This window comes from Azospirillum sp. TSH100 (assembly GCF_004923295.1).
In the GTDB taxonomy this organism is placed as follows: Bacteria; Pseudomonadota; Alphaproteobacteria; order Azospirillales; family Azospirillaceae; genus Azospirillum.
The window spans coordinates 1421160-1437646 of the sequence record NZ_CP039634.1 but is presented as its reverse complement, the minus strand read 5'-3'; the positions used below and the strand labels follow the sequence as shown (position 1 = coordinate 1437646).

General features: G+C 64.2%; 12 protein-coding genes and 4 tRNA genes. 3 read left to right on the top strand and 13 right to left on the bottom strand.

All coding sequences use genetic code 11. The features are described from left to right. Positions 1–221: 221 nt before the first annotated feature. The 12 genes from rpoC to E6C72_RS06785 all read right to left on the bottom strand — a co-directional run bounded on the left by rpoC (position 222) and on the right by E6C72_RS06785 (position 14079). Positions 222–4394: a DNA-directed RNA polymerase subunit beta' gene (gene rpoC, locus E6C72_RS06840; RefSeq protein WP_109865360.1), complete on the bottom strand. Its 4173-nt coding sequence runs from the start codon at positions 4392–4394 to the stop codon at positions 222–224. A 100-nt stretch (positions 4395–4494) separates the two neighbouring features. Next, complete coding sequence (gene rpoB, locus E6C72_RS06835; RefSeq protein WP_109865359.1) at positions 4495–8688, bottom strand: DNA-directed RNA polymerase subunit beta; 4194 nt, start codon at positions 8686–8688, stop codon at positions 4495–4497. A gap of 247 nt (positions 8689–8935) precedes the next feature. Further along, positions 8936–9313 (bottom strand): 50S ribosomal protein L7/L12, encoded by a 378-nt coding sequence (gene rplL / locus E6C72_RS06830; protein ID WP_014246882.1) that lies wholly within the window; start codon positions 9311–9313, stop codon positions 8936–8938. 58 nt (positions 9314–9371) lie between these two features. Further along, positions 9372–9896 carry a 50S ribosomal protein L10 gene (rplJ, locus tag E6C72_RS06825; RefSeq protein WP_014246881.1) on the bottom strand — a complete coding sequence of 175 codons (525 nt, stop codon included), beginning with the start codon at positions 9894–9896 and terminating at the stop codon, positions 9372–9374. Positions 9897–10205: 309 nt separating this feature from the next. Continuing rightward, positions 10206–10913, bottom strand: a complete 708-nt coding sequence (rplA, locus tag E6C72_RS06820; protein WP_109865358.1) for a 50S ribosomal protein L1 — start codon at positions 10911–10913, stop codon at positions 10206–10208. Positions 10914–10917: 4 nt separating this feature from the next. Beyond that, a complete protein-coding gene (gene rplK, locus E6C72_RS06815; protein WP_042690902.1) occupies positions 10918–11352 on the bottom strand; it encodes a 50S ribosomal protein L11 in 435 nt (144 codons plus the stop codon). A 161-nt stretch (positions 11353–11513) separates the two neighbouring features. Beyond that, positions 11514–12044, bottom strand: a complete 531-nt coding sequence (gene nusG / locus E6C72_RS06810) for a transcription termination/antitermination protein NusG (protein ID WP_012973192.1) — start codon at positions 12042–12044, stop codon at positions 11514–11516. A 3-nt stretch (positions 12045–12047) separates the two neighbouring features. After that, entirely contained in the window at positions 12048–12245 is a 198-nt protein-coding gene (gene secE, locus E6C72_RS06805; RefSeq protein WP_014246876.1) for a preprotein translocase subunit SecE, read from the bottom strand. 71 nt (positions 12246–12316) lie between these two features. After that, a tRNA-Trp gene (locus tag E6C72_RS06800) sits at positions 12317–12392 on the bottom strand. Between the two features lie 192 nt (positions 12393–12584). After that, positions 12585–13775, bottom strand: coding sequence for an elongation factor Tu (tuf, locus tag E6C72_RS06795; protein ID WP_014246875.1), 1191 nt, complete (start codon positions 13773–13775; stop codon positions 12585–12587). 80 nt (positions 13776–13855) lie between these two features. Continuing rightward, positions 13856–13929: transfer RNA gene (locus tag E6C72_RS06790), tRNA-Gly, on the bottom strand. A gap of 64 nt (positions 13930–13993) precedes the next feature. Continuing rightward, positions 13994–14079: transfer RNA gene (locus E6C72_RS06785), tRNA-Tyr, on the bottom strand. A 141-nt stretch (positions 14080–14220) separates the two neighbouring features. On the opposite strand from E6C72_RS06785, the gene rlmB reads away from it, so the two are divergent. Together rlmB and E6C72_RS06775 are read left to right on the top strand one after the other, a co-directional pair. Next, the gene (gene rlmB / locus E6C72_RS06780) at positions 14221–15147 is read left to right on the top strand and encodes a 23S rRNA (guanosine(2251)-2'-O)-methyltransferase RlmB (protein WP_109443796.1); all 927 of its coding nucleotides are present in this window, start codon (positions 14221–14223) and stop codon (positions 15145–15147) included. Positions 15148–15229: 82 nt separating this feature from the next. Further along, positions 15230–15305, top strand: a tRNA-Thr gene (locus tag E6C72_RS06775). 178 nt (positions 15306–15483) lie between these two features. On the opposite strand, the gene E6C72_RS06770 is transcribed toward E6C72_RS06775, so the two are convergent. After that, a complete protein-coding gene (locus tag E6C72_RS06770; protein WP_136700690.1) occupies positions 15484–15924 on the bottom strand; it encodes a hypothetical protein in 441 nt (146 codons plus the stop codon). A 277-nt stretch (positions 15925–16201) separates the two neighbouring features. Between E6C72_RS06770 and E6C72_RS06765 the strand changes: the two genes are divergently transcribed. After that, positions 16202–16477 carry a hypothetical protein gene (locus E6C72_RS06765; RefSeq protein WP_136700688.1) on the top strand — a complete coding sequence of 92 codons (276 nt, stop codon included), beginning with the start codon at positions 16202–16204 and terminating at the stop codon, positions 16475–16477. The last annotated feature ends 10 nt before the right edge of the window (positions 16478–16487 follow it).

Genomic DNA, 16487 nt, shown 5'->3' with positions numbered 1-16487 from the left:
CGATCGGAGGACTCCGACCGGCGGGATCGGTGGATTCAAGCGGACACACGGGTTCCCCCATGGGTCCTTTGAAGTTCGCGGACTTTAGGGAAAGGTCGAGAGAGAGTCAAGGACGGTATTGCGGCTTGAATAAGCCCCCGCTCTCAATCGGCAAAGCCCAAAGAAAAAGGGCGCGTTCCTCTCGGAACGCGTCCCCTTCCCTGCTCAATCACTCTGACGGATCAGGCCGCGGAGCTTTCCTCACCCGGGGTCGGCAGGGCCGGAGTTTCCTCCGGAGCGCCGGCCTCCAGGGCCGCTTCGCGGTCACGCTCGGCGGCGATCAGCTTCAGGCGGTTCACCACGGAGCCCGTGCCGGCCGGAATCAGACGGCCGACGATGACGTTCTCCTTCAGGCCTTCCAGGTTGTCGACCTTGCCGCCGACGGCCGCTTCCGTGAGGACGCGGGTGGTTTCCTGGAACGACGCGGCCGAGATGAAGGACCGCGTCTGCAGGCTGGCCTTGGTGATGCCCTGGAGAACCGGGTGGCCGTGCGCCGGCTGCAAGCCTTCCGCAACGGTCTTCTCGTTCTCCTCGTCGAACTCCTGACGGTCGACCTGCTCGCCCACCAGGAAGGTGGTCTCGCCGGCGTCGGTGATCTCGACCTTCTGCAGCATCTGGCGAACGATCACCTCGATGTGCTTGTCGTTGATCTTCACGCCTTGCAGTCGATAGACGTCCTGGATTTCGTTGATCAGGTAGTCGGCCAAGGCCTCCACACCCATCACCGCCAGGATGTCGTGCGGCACCGGGTTGCCATCCATCAGCAGATCGCCGCGTTCGACATAGTCACCCTCCTGCACGGAGATGTGCTTGCCCTTCGGGATCAGATACTCCTTCTCGTCGCCGGTCTCGTCGTTGCGGACGACGATGCGGCGCTTGGTCTTGTAGTCCTTGCCGAATTCGACGCGGCCGCTCATCTCCGAGATGATGGCGAAGTCCTTCGGACGACGGGCCTCGAACAGCTCGGCGACGCGCGGCAGACCGCCGGTGATGTCGCGGGTCTTGGACGACTCGCGCGGGATACGGGCCAGCACGTCACCGGCCTTCACCTCGGCGCCGTTCTCGACCGACAGGATGGCGTCCACCGACATGAAGTAGCGGGCTTCCAGACCGTTCGGCAGGGTGATCAGCTCGCCCCGGTCATCCACCAGCGCGATGCGCGGCTTCAGATCGGCACCGCGCGGCTGCTGACGCCAGTCCACCACCACCTTGGAGCTGATGCCCGTCGCCTCGTCCATCACCTCGCGCATGGAGATGCCTTCCACGAGGTCGATGTAGCGGGCGGTACCGGCGCGCTCGGTGATGATCGGCAGGGTGTAGGGATCCCACTCGGCCAGCTTGGCGCCGCGCTCGACCTTGACGCCCTCGTCCGCCAACAGCTTGGCACCGTACGGCACACGGTGACGCGCCCGCTCGCGGCCCTGCTCGTCGAGCAGGATCACTTCGGTGCTGCGGCCCATGACGACCGGAATGCCCGACGAGTTCATGACGACGTTGCGGTTGTTGATCCGCACCGTCGCGTCGAACGCCGCCTCGATCTGGCTCTGCTCCGCACCGCGCTGCGCCGCACCGCCGATGTGGAAGGTACGCATCGTCAGCTGGGTGCCCGGCTCGCCGATCGACTGCGCCGCGATGACGCCGACCGCCTCGCCGGTGTTGACCAGCGTGCCGCGGGCCAGATCACGGCCATAGCACTTGGCGCAGACGCCGTCGCGGGTCTCGCAGGTCAGGACCGAGCGGATCTTGACCGAATCGATGCCCGACCGCTCGATGCGGTCGACCGTCGGCTCGTCGATCAGGCCGCCGTCCTCGATGATCAGCTCGCCGTTCAGCGGATCGATCACGTCGCCTACCGCGGTGCGGCCGAGGATGCGGTCGCCCAGCGGGGAGATGACCTCGCCGCCGTCGATCACCGCCTTGACGGTGATGCCGCGCTCGGTGCCGCAATCATGCTCGACGATGATGGCGTCCTGCGCCACGTCGACCAGACGACGGGTCAGGTAACCCGAGTTCGCCGTCTTCAAGGCGGTGTCGGCCAGGCCCTTGCGGGCGCCGTGGGTGGAGTTGAAGTACTCCAGCACGGTCAGGCCTTCCTTGAAGTTCGAGATGATCGGTGTCTCGATGATCTCGCCCGACGGCTTGGCCATCAGGCCGCGCATGCCGGCCAGCTGACGGATCTGCGCGGCGGAACCACGCGCACCGGAGTGGGCCATCATGTACACCGAGTTGACCGGCTTGCCCGCTTCGGTGGTCGAGATCGACTTCATCATCTCGGAGGCGACCTTTTCGGTGCACTCCGACCACACGTCGACGACCTTGTTGTACTTCTCGCCCTGGGTGATCAGACCGTCGAGATACTGCTGCTCGAACTCCTTCACCCGCTCCTTCGACTCGTTGACCAGCTTCTCCTTGGCGGCGGGGATGACCATGTCGTCCTTGCCGAAGGAGATGCCGGCGCGGCAGGCGTGGCCGAAGCCGAGCTTCATCAGGCGATCGGCGAAGATCACCGTCTCCTTCTGGCCGCAGTGGCGGTAGACGGCGTCGATGACGTTGCCGACGTCCTTCTTGGTCAGGACGCGGTTGATCAGCGAGAAGGGCACCTTCGGGTGACGCGGCAGGATCTCCGACAGGAGCATGCGGCCCGGCGTCGTCTCGACGATGCTGATCTTCTCGTTGCCCTCGTCGTCGACGCCGACATAGCGCGCCTTGATCTTCGCATGGATCGACAGGACCTTGGCGTTCAACGCCTGCTCGATTTCCGAGACGTTGGCGAACACCATGTTCTCGCCCTTCTCAGCCGGGCGGTCCATCGAGATGTAGTAGATGCCGAGCACGATGTCCTGCGACGGCACGATGATCGGCTTGCCGTTGGCGGGCGACAGGATGTTGTTGGTCGACATCATCAGGACGCGCGCTTCCAGCTGGGCCTCGAGGCTCAGCGGGACGTGCACGGCCATCTGGTCGCCGTCGAAGTCGGCGTTGAAGGCGGTGCAGACCAGCGGGTGGAGCTGGATCGCCTTGCCCTCGATCAGCGTCGGCTCGAACGCCTGGATGCCGAGACGGTGCAGCGTCGGCGCCCGGTTCAGCATCACCGGATGCTCGCGGATCACCTCCTCCAGGATATCCCAAACCTCGGGACGCTCCTTTTCCACCATCCGCTTGGCGGCCTTGATGGTGGAGGCGAGACCGTACAGCTCCAGCTTGGCGTAGATGAAGGGCTTGAACAGCTCCAGCGCCATCTTCTTCGGCAGGCCGCACTGGTGCAGCTTCAGCTCCGGACCGACGACGATGACCGAACGGCCCGAGTAGTCGACGCGCTTGCCGAGCAGGTTCTGACGGAAGCGGCCCTGCTTGCCCTTCAGCATGTCGGACAGCGACTTCAGCGGACGCTTGTTGGCGCCGGTGATGACGCGGCCACGGCGGCCGTTGTCGAACAGAGCGTCGACGGCCTCCTGCAGCATGCGCTTCTCGTTGCGGACGATGATGTCCGGCGCCTTCAGCTCGATCAGCCGCTTCAGACGGTTGTTGCGGTTGATGACGCGGCGGTACAGGTCGTTCAGGTCGGACGTGGCGAAGCGGCCGCCGTCGAGCGGGACCAGCGGACGCAACTCGGGCGGGATCACCGGAATGACTTCCAGGATCATCCATTCGGGGCGCGACTGCGAGGCCAGGAAGGCGTCGATCAGCTTCAGGCGCTTGACCAGCTTCTTCCGCTTCGCCTCGGAGTTGGTGTCGCGCAGATCCTCACGGCAGCGCTTCTTCTCCTCGTCGAGGTCGAGCGCCGACAGCATGATGCGCAGCGCCTCGGCACCGATCGACGCGGTGAAGGCGTCCTCGCCATATTCGTCCTGGGCGTTCATGTACTCTTCCTCGCTCAGCAGCGAATGCAGCTTGAGCGGGGTGAGGCCCGGTTCGATGACGACGTAGTTCTCGAAATAAAGGATGCGCTCCAGATCCTTGAGCGTCATGTCGAGCAGCAGGCCGATGCGGCTCGGCAGCGACTTCAAGAACCAGATGTGCGCGACCGGGGACGCCAGCTCGATGTGGCCCATGCGCTCGCGCCGGACCTTCGACAGCGTGACCTCGACGCCGCACTTCTCGCAGATGATGCCGCGATACTTCATGCGCTTGTACTTGCCGCACAAGCACTCGTAATCCTTGATCGGGCCGAAGATGCGGGCGCAGAACAGGCCGTCGCGCTCCGGCTTGAAGGTGCGGTAGTTGATGGTTTCCGGCTTCTTGATCTCGCCGTAGGACCAGGACCGGATCCGCTCGGGGCTCGCGATCTGGATGCGGATCTGATCGAAGCTCTGCGGCCCCTGGACCTGGCCGAAAATGTTCATCAACTCATTCATGACCGTCTCCCGCTGGCATCGCCGCGTTGTCGGTTAAGGGCAGTGCATGGCCCCGGACCGGCGAAAACGCCGTTCCGGGGTTTGGTCACGTCAATTCGGCTCAGTAGGACCGCTGGTTCAGTTCGACGTTCAGGCCGAGCGAGCGCAGCTCCTTGACCAGCACGTTGAACGACTCCGGAATGCCGGCCTCGAAGTTGTCGTCGCCGCGGACGATGGCCTCGTAGACCTTGGTGCGGCCGGACACGTCATCCGACTTCACCGTCAGCATTTCCTGCAGCGTGTAGGCGGCGCCGTAGGCTTCCAGCGCCCAGACCTCCATCTCACCGAAGCGCTGACCGCCGAACTGGGCCTTGCCGCCCAGCGGCTGCTGCGTGACCAGCGAGTAAGGACCGATCGACCGGGCGTGGATCTTGTCGTCCACGAGGTGGTGCAGCTTCAGCATGTAGATGTAGCCGACGGTCACCTTGCGGTCGAAGGTCTCGCCGGTGCGGCCGTCGATCAGCGTCGACTGGCCCGACCGGTCGAAGCCGGCGCGCTCCAGATGGACGCAGATATCCTCCTCGCGGGCGCCGTCGAAGACCGGCGTCGCGAAGGGCACGCCCTTGCGCAGGTTGCCGCCCAGCTCCAGCAGCTCGCCGTCGGTCATGTCGGCGATGTCCTCGTTGTAGGTCACCTCGCCGTACGCCGACTTCAGCGTGCTGCGCAGAGCCTCCAGCTGGGGAGCGCCTTCGGCCTTCTGACGGATCGCCAGACGATACTGGTCGACCGCACGGCCGATCTGCTTGCCGAGACCCGAGGCCGCCCAACCGAGGTGGGTTTCCAGGATCTGACCGACGTTCATGCGCGACGGCACGCCCAGCGGGTTCAGCACCAGATCGACGGGGGTGCCGTCCTCCAGATAGGGCATGTCCTCCTGCGGGATGATGCGCGAGACGACACCCTTGTTGCCGTGGCGGCCGGCCATCTTGTCGCCCGGCTGCAGCTTGCGCTTCACCGCGACGAAGACCTTGACCATCTTCATGACGCCCGGCGGCAGCTCGTCACCGCGCTGCAGCTTGTCGACCTTGTTCTCGAAGCGGTCCTGCAGGGCCTTGATCGAGTCGTCGAACACCTTGGCGAGGTTCTCGACGGTCTCCATCACCTGCTCGTCGGCGATGGCGATCTGACGCCACAGGCCCTTCGACAGGCCGGCCAGCACCTCGTCGGTCAGGACCGTACCGCCCTTCATGCCCTTCGGGCCGGACTGCGCGGTCTGGCCGAGCAGCACTTCCTTCAGGCGGGTGTAGAAGCTGCGCTCCAGGATGCCGCGCTCGTCGTCGCGGTCCTTGGCCAGCTTCTCGATTTCAGCCCGTTCGATGGCAAGCGCGCGCTCGTCCTTGTCGACGCCGCGGCGGCTGAACACGCGGACCTCGACAATGGTGCCGACCACACCAGGCGGCAGGCGCAGCGAGGTGTCGCGGACGTCCGAAGCCTTCTCGCCGAAGATGGCGCGCAGCAGCTTCTCTTCCGGCGTCATCGGGCTTTCGCCCTTCGGCGTGACCTTGCCGACCAGGATGTCGCCCGGACGGACTTCGGCGCCGATATAGACGATGCCGGCCTCGTCGAGGTTCTTCAGAGCCTCCTCACCCACGTTCGGAATATCGCGGGTGATTTCCTCCTGGCCCAGCTTGGTATCGCGGGCCATGACCTCGAACTCCTCGATGTGGATCGAGGTGAAGACGTCGTCCTTGACGATACGCTCGTTGATGAGGATCGAGTCCTCGAAGTTGTAGCCGTTCCACGGCATGAACGCGACGAGCACATTGCGGCCGAGCGCCAGCTCGCCGAGATCGGTCGACGGGCCGTCGGCCACGATGTCGCCGGCGTTCACCCGGTCACCGACCTTCACCAGCGGACGCTGGGTGATGCAGGTGTTCTGGTTGGACCGCTGGAACTTCAGCAGGTTGTAGATGTCCACACCCGGCGCCGTGCTGTCCGAGCTGTCGGTTGCGCGGACGACGATGCGGGTGGCGTCGACCTGATCGACCACGCCCGAGCGCTTGGCGACGATGGTCACGCCGCTGTCGCGGGCGACGGTCGCCTCCATGCCGGTGCCGACGAGCGGGGCGTCGGCCTTCACCAGCGGCACCGCCTGACGCTGCATGTTGGAGCCCATCAGCGCGCGGTTGGCGTCGTCGTTCTCCAGGAACGGGATCAGCGCCGCGGCGACGGACACCAGCTGCTTCGGCGACACGTCGATCAGGTCGATCGCTTCCGGCCGGAACATCAGGTATTCACCGCCCTGCCGGCAGGACACCAGATCGGCGGCAAAGCTGTTGTCGGCGTTCAGCTCGGCGTTCGCCTGAGCGACGACGTAGCGGCCCTCCTCCATCGCCGACAGATAGACCACCTCGTTGGTGACCTTGCCGTCGATGACCTTGCGGTAGGGGCTCTCGATGAAGCCGTACTGGTTCACGCGGGCATAGGTCGCCAGCGAGTTGATCAGACCGATGTTCGGGCCTTCCGGCGTCTCAATCGGGCAGATGCGGCCATAGTGCGTCGGGTGCACGTCGCGCACCTCGAAGCCGGCGCGCTCGCGGGTCAGACCGCCCGGCCCGAGGGCCGAGAGACGACGCTTGTGCGTGATCTCGGACAGCGGGTTGGTCTGGTCCATGAACTGCGACAGCTGCGAGGAACCGAAGAACTCGCGCACGGCAGCGGCGGCCGGCTTGGCATTGATCAGGTCGTGCGGCATCACCGTGTCGATCTCGACCGAGCTCATGCGCTCGCGGATCGCACGTTCCATGCGCAGCAGGCCGACGCGGTACTGGTTCTCCATCAGTTCGCCGACCGAGCGGACGCGGCGGTTGCCGAGATGGTCGATGTCGTCGATCTCGCCGCGGCCGTCCTTCAGGTTCACCAGAACCTTGAGGATCTCCAGGATGTCTTCCTTGCGGAGGACACGCATCTGGTCGTCTGTCTGGAAGTTCAGACGCGCGTTCATCTTGACGCGGCCGACGGCCGACAGGTCGTAGCGCTCGCTGTCGAAGAACAGGCCCGAGAACAGCGCCTCGGCCGACTCCAGGGTCGGCGGCTCGCCCGGACGCATGACGCGGTAGATGTCGATCAGCGCGTCTTCACGGCTGGCGTTGCGGTCCGCATTCATGGTGTTGCGGATGTAGGCGCCGACGTTCAGATGGTCGATCGCCAGCACCGGCAGCTCGTCGACGCCGGTCTTCTCCAGCTTGTCGAGGTCGCTCGCCGACAGCTCGTCACCGGCTTCGAACAGGACTTCGCCCGTGCGCTCGTTGATGATGTCGACGGCGAGGTAGCGGCCGGTCAGCTCCTCGGTGGAGACCTGCTGCTCGGTCAGGCCGGCCTCGACCAGCTTCTTGATGGCGCGCGGCGTCATCTTGGCGCCAGCCTCGGCGACGACGGCGCCGGTGGCGGCATCGACGAGGTCGGAGATCAGCTTGACGCCCTTCATGCGCTCGGCGCTGAACGGGGTCTTCCAGCCGCCGGCGGAGCGGGTGTAGGTGATGGTGTCGTAGAAGTAGTTGAGGATCTCTTCCTTCGACATGCCCTGCGCCTCGTAGGGCAGCAGGTCCTTGCGGTTCGCCTTGCGCTCTGCGCGCAGCGCCTCGGTCTCCGCGCCGTCCAGGGCGAACAGCAGCGTGGTCGCCGGCAGCTTGCGGCGGCGGTCGATGCGGACGTAGACGAGGTCCTTGGCGTCGAATTCGAAGTCGAGCCAGGAACCGCGGTAGGGGATGACGCGGGCGGCGAAGAGATACTTGCCCGACGCGTGCGTCTTGCCCTTGTCATGGTCGAAGAAGACGCCCGGGCTGCGGTGCATCTGGGAGACGATGACGCGCTCGGTGCCGTTGATGACGAAGGTGCCGTTGGCCGTCATCAGGGGCATGTCGCCCATGTAGACGTCCTGCTCCTTGATGTCGCGGATCGAGCGGAGGCCGGTGTCCTCCTCGACGTCGAACACGGACAGGCGCAGGGTGACCTTCAACGGGGCGGCGAAGGTCATGCCACGCTGCTGGCATTCCTCGACGTCGTACTTCGGCTGCTCAAGCTCGTACTTGACGAAATCCAGCACCGCGCGGTCGGAGAAGTCCTTGATCGGGAAGACCGACTTGAAGACTTCCTGCAGGCCCAGGTTCGCCCGCTTTTCCGGGGCGACGTCCATTTGCAGGAAGTGATCGTAGGAGCTGCGCTGCACCTCGATGAGGTTGGGCATCTGGGTGACTTCCGGGATGCGCCCGAAGCTCTTCCGAACACGTTTACGACCCGTAAAGGATTTGGCCATGGATGTCCCCAAACGTCTGTACGTGATGCGCGTTATACCGACCGTTCAACCGACCGTGGGATCGAGCCGACTGCTGTCGACCGGTCCCGAGGGCGCCCGCGCGGGCCATCCCCATGATGGGGACGGAAAGAGCCGGGCCGGGCGAGCCCGGTCCGGCGGAAGGCAGAAAATGCCGTGCGGCGGCCGGCCCCCTGGGGAACCGACCGCCGTCCGGCTTGGTACTGTGTGATCCGTACGCAACAAGGTCTTACTTAATATCGACCTTGGCGCCGGCTTCTTCAAGCTGCTTCTTGATCTTGGCGGCCTCGTCCTTCGTGGCGCCTTCCTTGACCGGCTTCGGAGCGCCCTCGACCAGGTCCTTGGCTTCCTTCAGGCCCAGGCCGGTGATCGCACGGACTTCCTTAATCACGTTGATCTTCTTGTCGCCGGCGTCGGCGAGGATCACCGTGAACTCGGTCTGCTCTTCGGCCGGAGCGGCAGCGGCAGCGGCCGGGCCGGCGGCGGCAACGGCCACCGGAGCGGCGGCGGAGACGCCCCACTTCTCTTCGAGGAGCTTCGACAGCTCGGCGGCTTCCAGGACGGTCAGGGCCGACAGATCGTCGACGAGCTTCTGCAGATCAGCCATTTTACTACTCCAAACAACTTGAGTTCTGGGGATGGAAAAAACGAGTGACTAGGCCTGGTTAGGCCGCCGCCTCGTCGTCCTTCTTCGCGTAGGCAGCCAGCACGCGGGCGACCTGGCCGCCCGGAGCCTGGAGAACACCGGCGATACGGGTCGCCGGGGTCTGGATCATGCCCACGAGGCGGCCACGCAGTTCGTCCAGCGACGGGAGCGAGGCGAGGGCCTTGACCCCCTCCGCGTCCAGAATCTGGGTGCCGAGGCTGGCGCCGACGATCTTCAGCTTCTCATTGGTCTTCGCGTAGTCGGCCACCACCTTGGCGGCCGCAACGGGATCCTTCGAGAAGGCGATCGCCGTCGGTCCCTTGAAGAGACCGTCCAGACCTTCGAACTGCGTCCCCTGAAGGGAACGACGGGCGAGCCGGTTCTTCGTCACTTTGAAGCTGGCGCCAGCAGCCCGAACCTTCGCACGCAGGTCGGTGACTTCCTTCACCGTCAGGCCCAGATGGTGGGTGACCACCACCAGGCCCGTGTCCTGGAGCTTCGATTGCAGAGCCGCGATCGTCGCTTCTTTTTGTGTACGATCCACGGATCGCCTCCTTGCACAGAGGTGTACATGGACCCCCGCCCCCGAAGGGTCGGAGATCCGGCGAACCTGTCCCAGAAGTCAAGCCGTTCCTGAACCGGATGCCGTCGCACGGGTGCTGCGGAGCCGGAGGGGTAAACGGGTTCAACTCCTGTCTGCGCGGGTGAATTTTAAGCCCTTCCCGTTCCCTGCGGTCGGGGTTGGACACCAGCGGTCTCGGACAGGGGTGGGTGGGTGCCCTTGAGGTTTCCCCCGCAAGCAATCCACCCTGTCGCCACCGCCGTCCGAGGACGGCGGTGGCGAAACGGGTCGTCAGGCGGCGGCCGGAGCCGACACGCTGGCGAGGTCGAGCTTCAGGCCGGGGCCCATCGTCGACGAGAGCGAGACCTTCAGCAGGTACTGACCCTTGGCGCCGGTCGGCTTGGCACGGCTGATGGCATCGACGAAGGCGCGGATGTTCTGGACCAGCGCCTCTTCCGAGAAGCTGACCTTGCCGACGCCGGCATGGACGATACCGGTCTTCTCCGCACGGAACTCCACCGCGCCGGCCTTGGCGGCCTTGACGGCGCCGGCCACGTCGGGGGTCACGGTGCCCAGCTTCGGGTTCGGCATCAGGCCGCGCGGGCCGAGCACCTTACCGAGCTTGCCGACCACGCCCATCATGTCGGGCGAGGCGATGCAGCGGTCGAAGTTGATGTTGCCGGCCAGGATCTGTTCGGCCAGATCGTCGCCGCCGACAACGTCGGCGCCGGCGGCCAGGGCCTCATCGACCTTGGCGCCACGGGCGAACACCGCCACGCGGACGGTCTTGCCGGTGCCGTTCGGCAGGTTCACGACGCCGCGGACCATCTGGTCGGCGTGGCGCGGATCGATGCCGAGGTTCATCGCGATCTCGATGGTCTCGTCGAACTTGGCCTTGGCGGCGCCCTTCACCAGGGTGACGGCCTCTTCCAGCGAGTAGAAGGAGTCGCGGTTAACGGTCTTGTAGGCGTCGGTCAGACGCTTGCCCAGCTTCGCCATAGGATCAGCCCTCCACCACTTCGAGGCCCATCGAGCGGGCGGAACCGGCGATCATGCTCGCGGCGGCTTCGACGTCGTGCGCGTTCAGGTCGGCCATCTTCTTCTGGGCGATCTCGCGGATCTGCGAGGTCGTGACCTGGCCGACGAAACCGCCCTTGCCAGGAGTGGTCGAACCCTTGTCCTTGCCCGAAGCCTTCTTGAGGAAGTAGCTGACCGGCGGGGTCTTGGTCACGAAGGTGAAGGTGCGGTCGCCATAGGCGGTGATGACCACCGGAATCGGCATGCCGACTTCCAGGTCCGCCGTCTTGGCGTTGAACGCCTTGCAGAACTCCATGATGTTCAGGCCGCGCTGACCGAGCGCCGGGCCGATGGGCGGCGACGGGTTGGCCTTGCCGGCCGGGACCTGCAGCTTGATGTAACCGACGATTTTCTTCGCCATCTCACAACCTCCTGGGACGACGCCTCACGCCTGTGACCGGATGGTCCGGCGCGGCGTCGCGGGGTTTTGCGGTTCGGCCATGGCGAGCCTCCCGCAACAGAATGGAGCCACCGATGCAGGCACCGGCAGCTCCGACTCGAAACACTTTTGGAACCTTGCGCTCAGATCTTTTCGACCTGCGTGTATTCCAACTCAACCGGCGTGGACCGACCGAAGATCGACACCGCCACCTTGAGGCGGGACTTCTCTTCGTCGACTTCCTCGACGACACCATTGAACGAGGTGAAGGGGCCGTCGCTCACTCGAACCTGCTCGCCCACCTCGAAGGTGATCGAGGGCTTGGGGCGCTCAAAGCCTTCCTGCACCTGATGGATGATCCGCTCGGCCTCGCGCTGGGAAATCGGCTGCGGCTTACCGCCACCACCCAGGAAGTCCGTGACCTTCGGCGTGTTCTTCACCAGCGACCAGGATTCGTCGGTCAGGTCCATCTTGACGAGGACATAGCCGGGGAAAAACTTGCGTTCGGTGTTGATCTTGGAACCCCGGCGCACTTCGACCACTTCCTCGGTCGGGACCAGGATTTCCTCGAACTTGTCTTCCAGACCCTTCTGAGCCGCCTTTTCGCGGATGGCCTGAGAGACCTTCTTTTCGAAACCCGAATAGACGTGAACGACGTACCAGCGCGCAGCCATGTCTTAGCCTCCCAGCCCAAGGATCAAGCGAACGGCAACCGCCAGCACCTGATCGACGACGAGGAAGAACAGGGCGGCGAGCACGACCATGACGAACACCATGGCGGTCGTGATGCCGGTTTCCTTGCGGGTCGGCCAGGTGACCCTGGCTACCTCGCGGCGGACCTCGCGCGCGAATTCTGCGGGATTGACTTTTGCCATCGTGCGAACCGTGCGAGCTCCGGAGCGACTGTAAGGGCGCCGCTTTTACCCTGATCGTTATTGGGACGGGATGGCAGGAGTGGAGGGGCTCGAACCCCCAACCCCCGGTTTTGGAGACCGGTGCTCTACCAATTGAGCTACACTCCTATCTCCGTCCAACCACACCTTCCGGCGTGGGAGGCCGCTTAAACCATTCTTTCGGCGGCGGTGTCAAGGCCTTTCGACCCGACTTTCGAAAGAACGTTCAGATCGGCTTACCAGAAGCCCAACCTTACTCTTCGCGCAGATAAAACTCCCCCGTCGAACCGGCGGCTCGACGGGGGAGGCAGGCTTATAGCATCACTCGACGATCTTGGCAACGACGCCGGCGCCCACGGTGCGACCACCCTCGCGGATGGCGAAGCGCAGGCCCTCGTCCATGGCGATCGGGGCGATCAGCGCCACTTCCATGGCGACGTTGTCGCCCGGCATCACCATCTCGACGCCTTCCGGCAGCGACACCATGCCCGTCACGTCCGTCGTACGGAAGTAGAACTGCGGACGGTAGTTGGTGAAGAACGGGGTGTGGCGGCCGCCCTCTTCCTTCGTCAGGATGTAGGCTTCGGCCTTGAACTTGGTGTGCGGGGTGATCGAACCCGGCTTGGCCAGAACCTGGCCGCGCTCGACGTCCTCGCGCTTCGTGCCGCGCAGCAGCGCGCCGATGTTGTCGCCGGCCTCACCCGAGTCGAGCAGCTTGCGGAACATCTCGACGCCGGTCACCGTCGTCTTCACCGTCGCCTTCAGGCCGACGATCTCGACTTCGTCACCGACCTTCACGATGCCGCGCTCGACACGGCCGGTCACCACGGTGCCGCGGCCCGAGATCGAGAACACGTCTTCGATCGGCATCAGGAACGGACGGTCCTTCGGACGCTCCGGCTGCGGGATGTACTCGTCCACCGTCTTCATCAGCGCCAGGACGGCGTCACGGCCGATCTCCGGCTGACGGTCTTCCAGGGCGCACAGGGCCGAGCCCTTGGTGATCGGAATGTCGTCGCCCGGGAACTGGTAGGAGGACAGCAGCTCGCGAACTTCCAGCTCGACCAGCTCCAGCAGCTCCGGATCGTCGACCATGTCGACCTTGTTCATGAACACGACCAGCGCCGGAACGCCAACCTGGCGGGCCAGCAGGATGTGCTCGCGGGTCTGCGGCATCGGGCCGTCAGCGGCCGACACGACCAGGATCGCGCCGTCCATCTGGGCGGCGCCCGTGATCATGTTCTTCACATAGTCGGCGTGGCCGGGGCAGTCGACGTGCGCGTAGTGGCGGTTGGTCGTCTCGTACTCGACGTGCGCCGTCGAGATCGTGATGCCGCGCGCCTTCTCTTCCGGCGCCTTGTCGATCTGGTCGTAAGCGGTGAAGGTGGCGCCGCCGGACTCCGCCAGCACCTTCGTGATCGCCGCCGTCAGCGACGTCTTGCCGTGGTCGACGTGGCCGATCGTGCCAACGTTGCAGTGCGGCTTGTTCCGCTCAAACTTTGCCTTCGCCATCGCTTTGGTCTTTCGTTCCCGACGTTCCGGACGCACACAATGGCCCGGCCGAGATCCGTTTTCCGTGGCGCACGCGGGATTGGAGCGGGTGAGGGGAATCGAACCCCCGTCGTAAGCTTGGAAGGCTTCTGCTCTACCATTGAGCTACACCCGCCTAAGCATCCCGCCGGCGCGACCGTCCGGGGCAAACGCGATCACGGACAAGCCGTGGAAAGTAGTGGTGGAAGGGGCTGGATTCGAACCAGCGTACGCTAACGCGGGCAGATTTACAGTCTGCTGCCTTTAACCACTCGGCCACCCTTCCAGTCCGCAGCCTGGCAGTGCCCGCCGCGGAGTTCGGCAATATGCGAATTTTTCAGACCTTGTCAACACGGGTTAAGCGGTTCACACCAGAAAAAATTCGGCCGCAGTCCGCTGCGGTCCCCTCCCCTTCTTCGTGGGTATCATGACGCGCTCCAGGCACCCGGGTTCCGGCCCCTCCTCCACCCGTCCCTCCGCCCCTCACTCGGAACGCAACGCCGAGCGGCCGGGCTCCAGGCCGCAGCAGGTCGCGGCGCCGCGGCAGGAGCTTTCGGAGGAGTCCGGACGTGGCAGACGGGGCGCTGCGAAGGGTGGTCGGGGGCCGGCAGCGCGGGGCGTGCTGCTCTATGGACTGCACCCGGTTGCCGCCGCCTGGACCAATCCAGAGCGGCGCATCCACCGGCTGCTGGTGACCGACTCGGGCCGCGCCGCGCTTGAGCCGGCGATCGCCGCCGCCCGCGCTCGGGGCCTGCAACGGCCGGAGGCTTCGCCGGTCGACAGGATGGAGCTTGATCGGATGCTGCCGCCTGGTGCGGTGCATCAGGGGATCGTCGTCGACGCCTCTCCCCTGCCCGAGCTGGGCATCGAGGATTTGTGCAACGAGTTGGCTTCGGAAACGTCGGCAGTCATCGTCGCCCTCGATCAGGTGACGGACCCGCACAATGTCGGCGCCATCCTGCGCTCCGCCGCCGCCTTCGGCGCCCGTGCCGTGGTGGTGACCGAACGCCATGCACCTGAGACGACCGGCGTGCTGGCGAAGAGCGCGTCGGGCGCGCTGGAGGCGGTCCCGCTGGTCCGCGTCACCAATCTGGCCCGCGCGCTGACAGATCTGCAGCAGAACGGCTTCTGGTCGGTCGGGCTTGCCGAATCGGGGCCATCGACGCTGGCAAAGCTGGACCTGACCGGCAAGACGGTACTGGTGATGGGTGCGGAAGGCAGCGGCCTGCGCCGGCTGACGATGGAGCGTTGCGACGCGATCGCCCGCCTGCCGACCGGCGGTCCGGTGGGCAGCCTCAACGTCTCAAACGCCGCGGCGGTGGCTCTGTATGAGGTTGCCCGCCTGCGCGAGTGACCGGCTGCGGGACCGGAGCGGCCAAGTGCTTGTTTACGCGGAAAAGGGACGCTAAGGTGTGCCCGCGTCAAACGATGGGCGCGCCGGATTAGCTCAGCTGGTAGAGCAGCTGATTTGTAATCAGAAGGTCACGGGTTCGATTCCTGTATCCGGCACCAGTTTTGGCTTGAATATCAAGCACTTATGGCAAGGCCCCGAGCGTTCCGCCGGGGCCTTTGCTTTTGTGTCCGCACTGTGGTTCGCGAACCTGACACACTGGGACGTGGAGGTGTATGGACAGAGCATGCAGAGGACGGCTGAGCGTGAAACTGCTTTAAACGCAGATTAATATCTTTTCTATTTTTGTTGCGCTGTCTGTTCGTTGGGTTGGCAATGTATCGCGGGACTTGGAACCGAAGTCTTCAAAATTGCATCAATGTATCCTGTCCACGCCAAACCAGACGTGACAATCAGAATTGTGACGCACGTAATTGGCAGACCATACCCCACAACCTTTCTGGCACTTATTTTAGGAATCGCCAGATTATCAGCAATCTTTGCGGGGTGCGTATCGTCCTGAAACAGAACCCCCAATATTACATCAAGCTTCTGCTGAGCTCGAATAATGCTCAACAGCATAATTGACAGCAAAAAAGTTCCAATCGTTAGAACAATTGCCTGCAATGTTCCCGTACCCCTTAACTGTATAGTCGCCCCCATCGTCACCGAGAACAACACGAGAAACATATTTACGCGTTGATTTAGAAGATTTTCAACAAAGGCGCGTTCTTGGCTCATATCCCACACTGGGCCTAGCCGATCACGCTCTTCCGCGGAAATATTAGGCATATCGCAATTTACCCATGGTTATAGCGAGGTCAGGTTTGAGTTGCCATTTCAACTGCTTCGGCAACGTTACCAAAAGTAGCAGCTTACCTCGAAGGTGAAGCACCCTCTGCGACAAAAGGGCGCTACGCCTGGACGTATGTGGATGTCGCCGGCCTCGTCCATACGTCTCAATGTCACACCGCGTTTCGGACGTTCCGTGATCCGGCCATTACTTGACGGCAAGTCGATGACCGATGCTGAACGGCAGAAGCAGTGGAGCCGTCGTAAGGCTGACCGCGAACACCACACGGCAGAACTCATTGCTGAACTGCTGGCGGCTGTGTCGGAGGATGTGGCAACGCGCCTGATCGCCCGACCATCGTCACAAGGAAATCATCACCGCAGCCCCGCTGCGCTGATTGAGCCCGACCAAGCGCCCCCGCCAGCCGCGCTCTGGCTGTGCCTACAGCCGACGGAGCGGATACCGGGCTCCTTCGCCACGATACGGGCCAGCGGAGACTGACACGACCCCT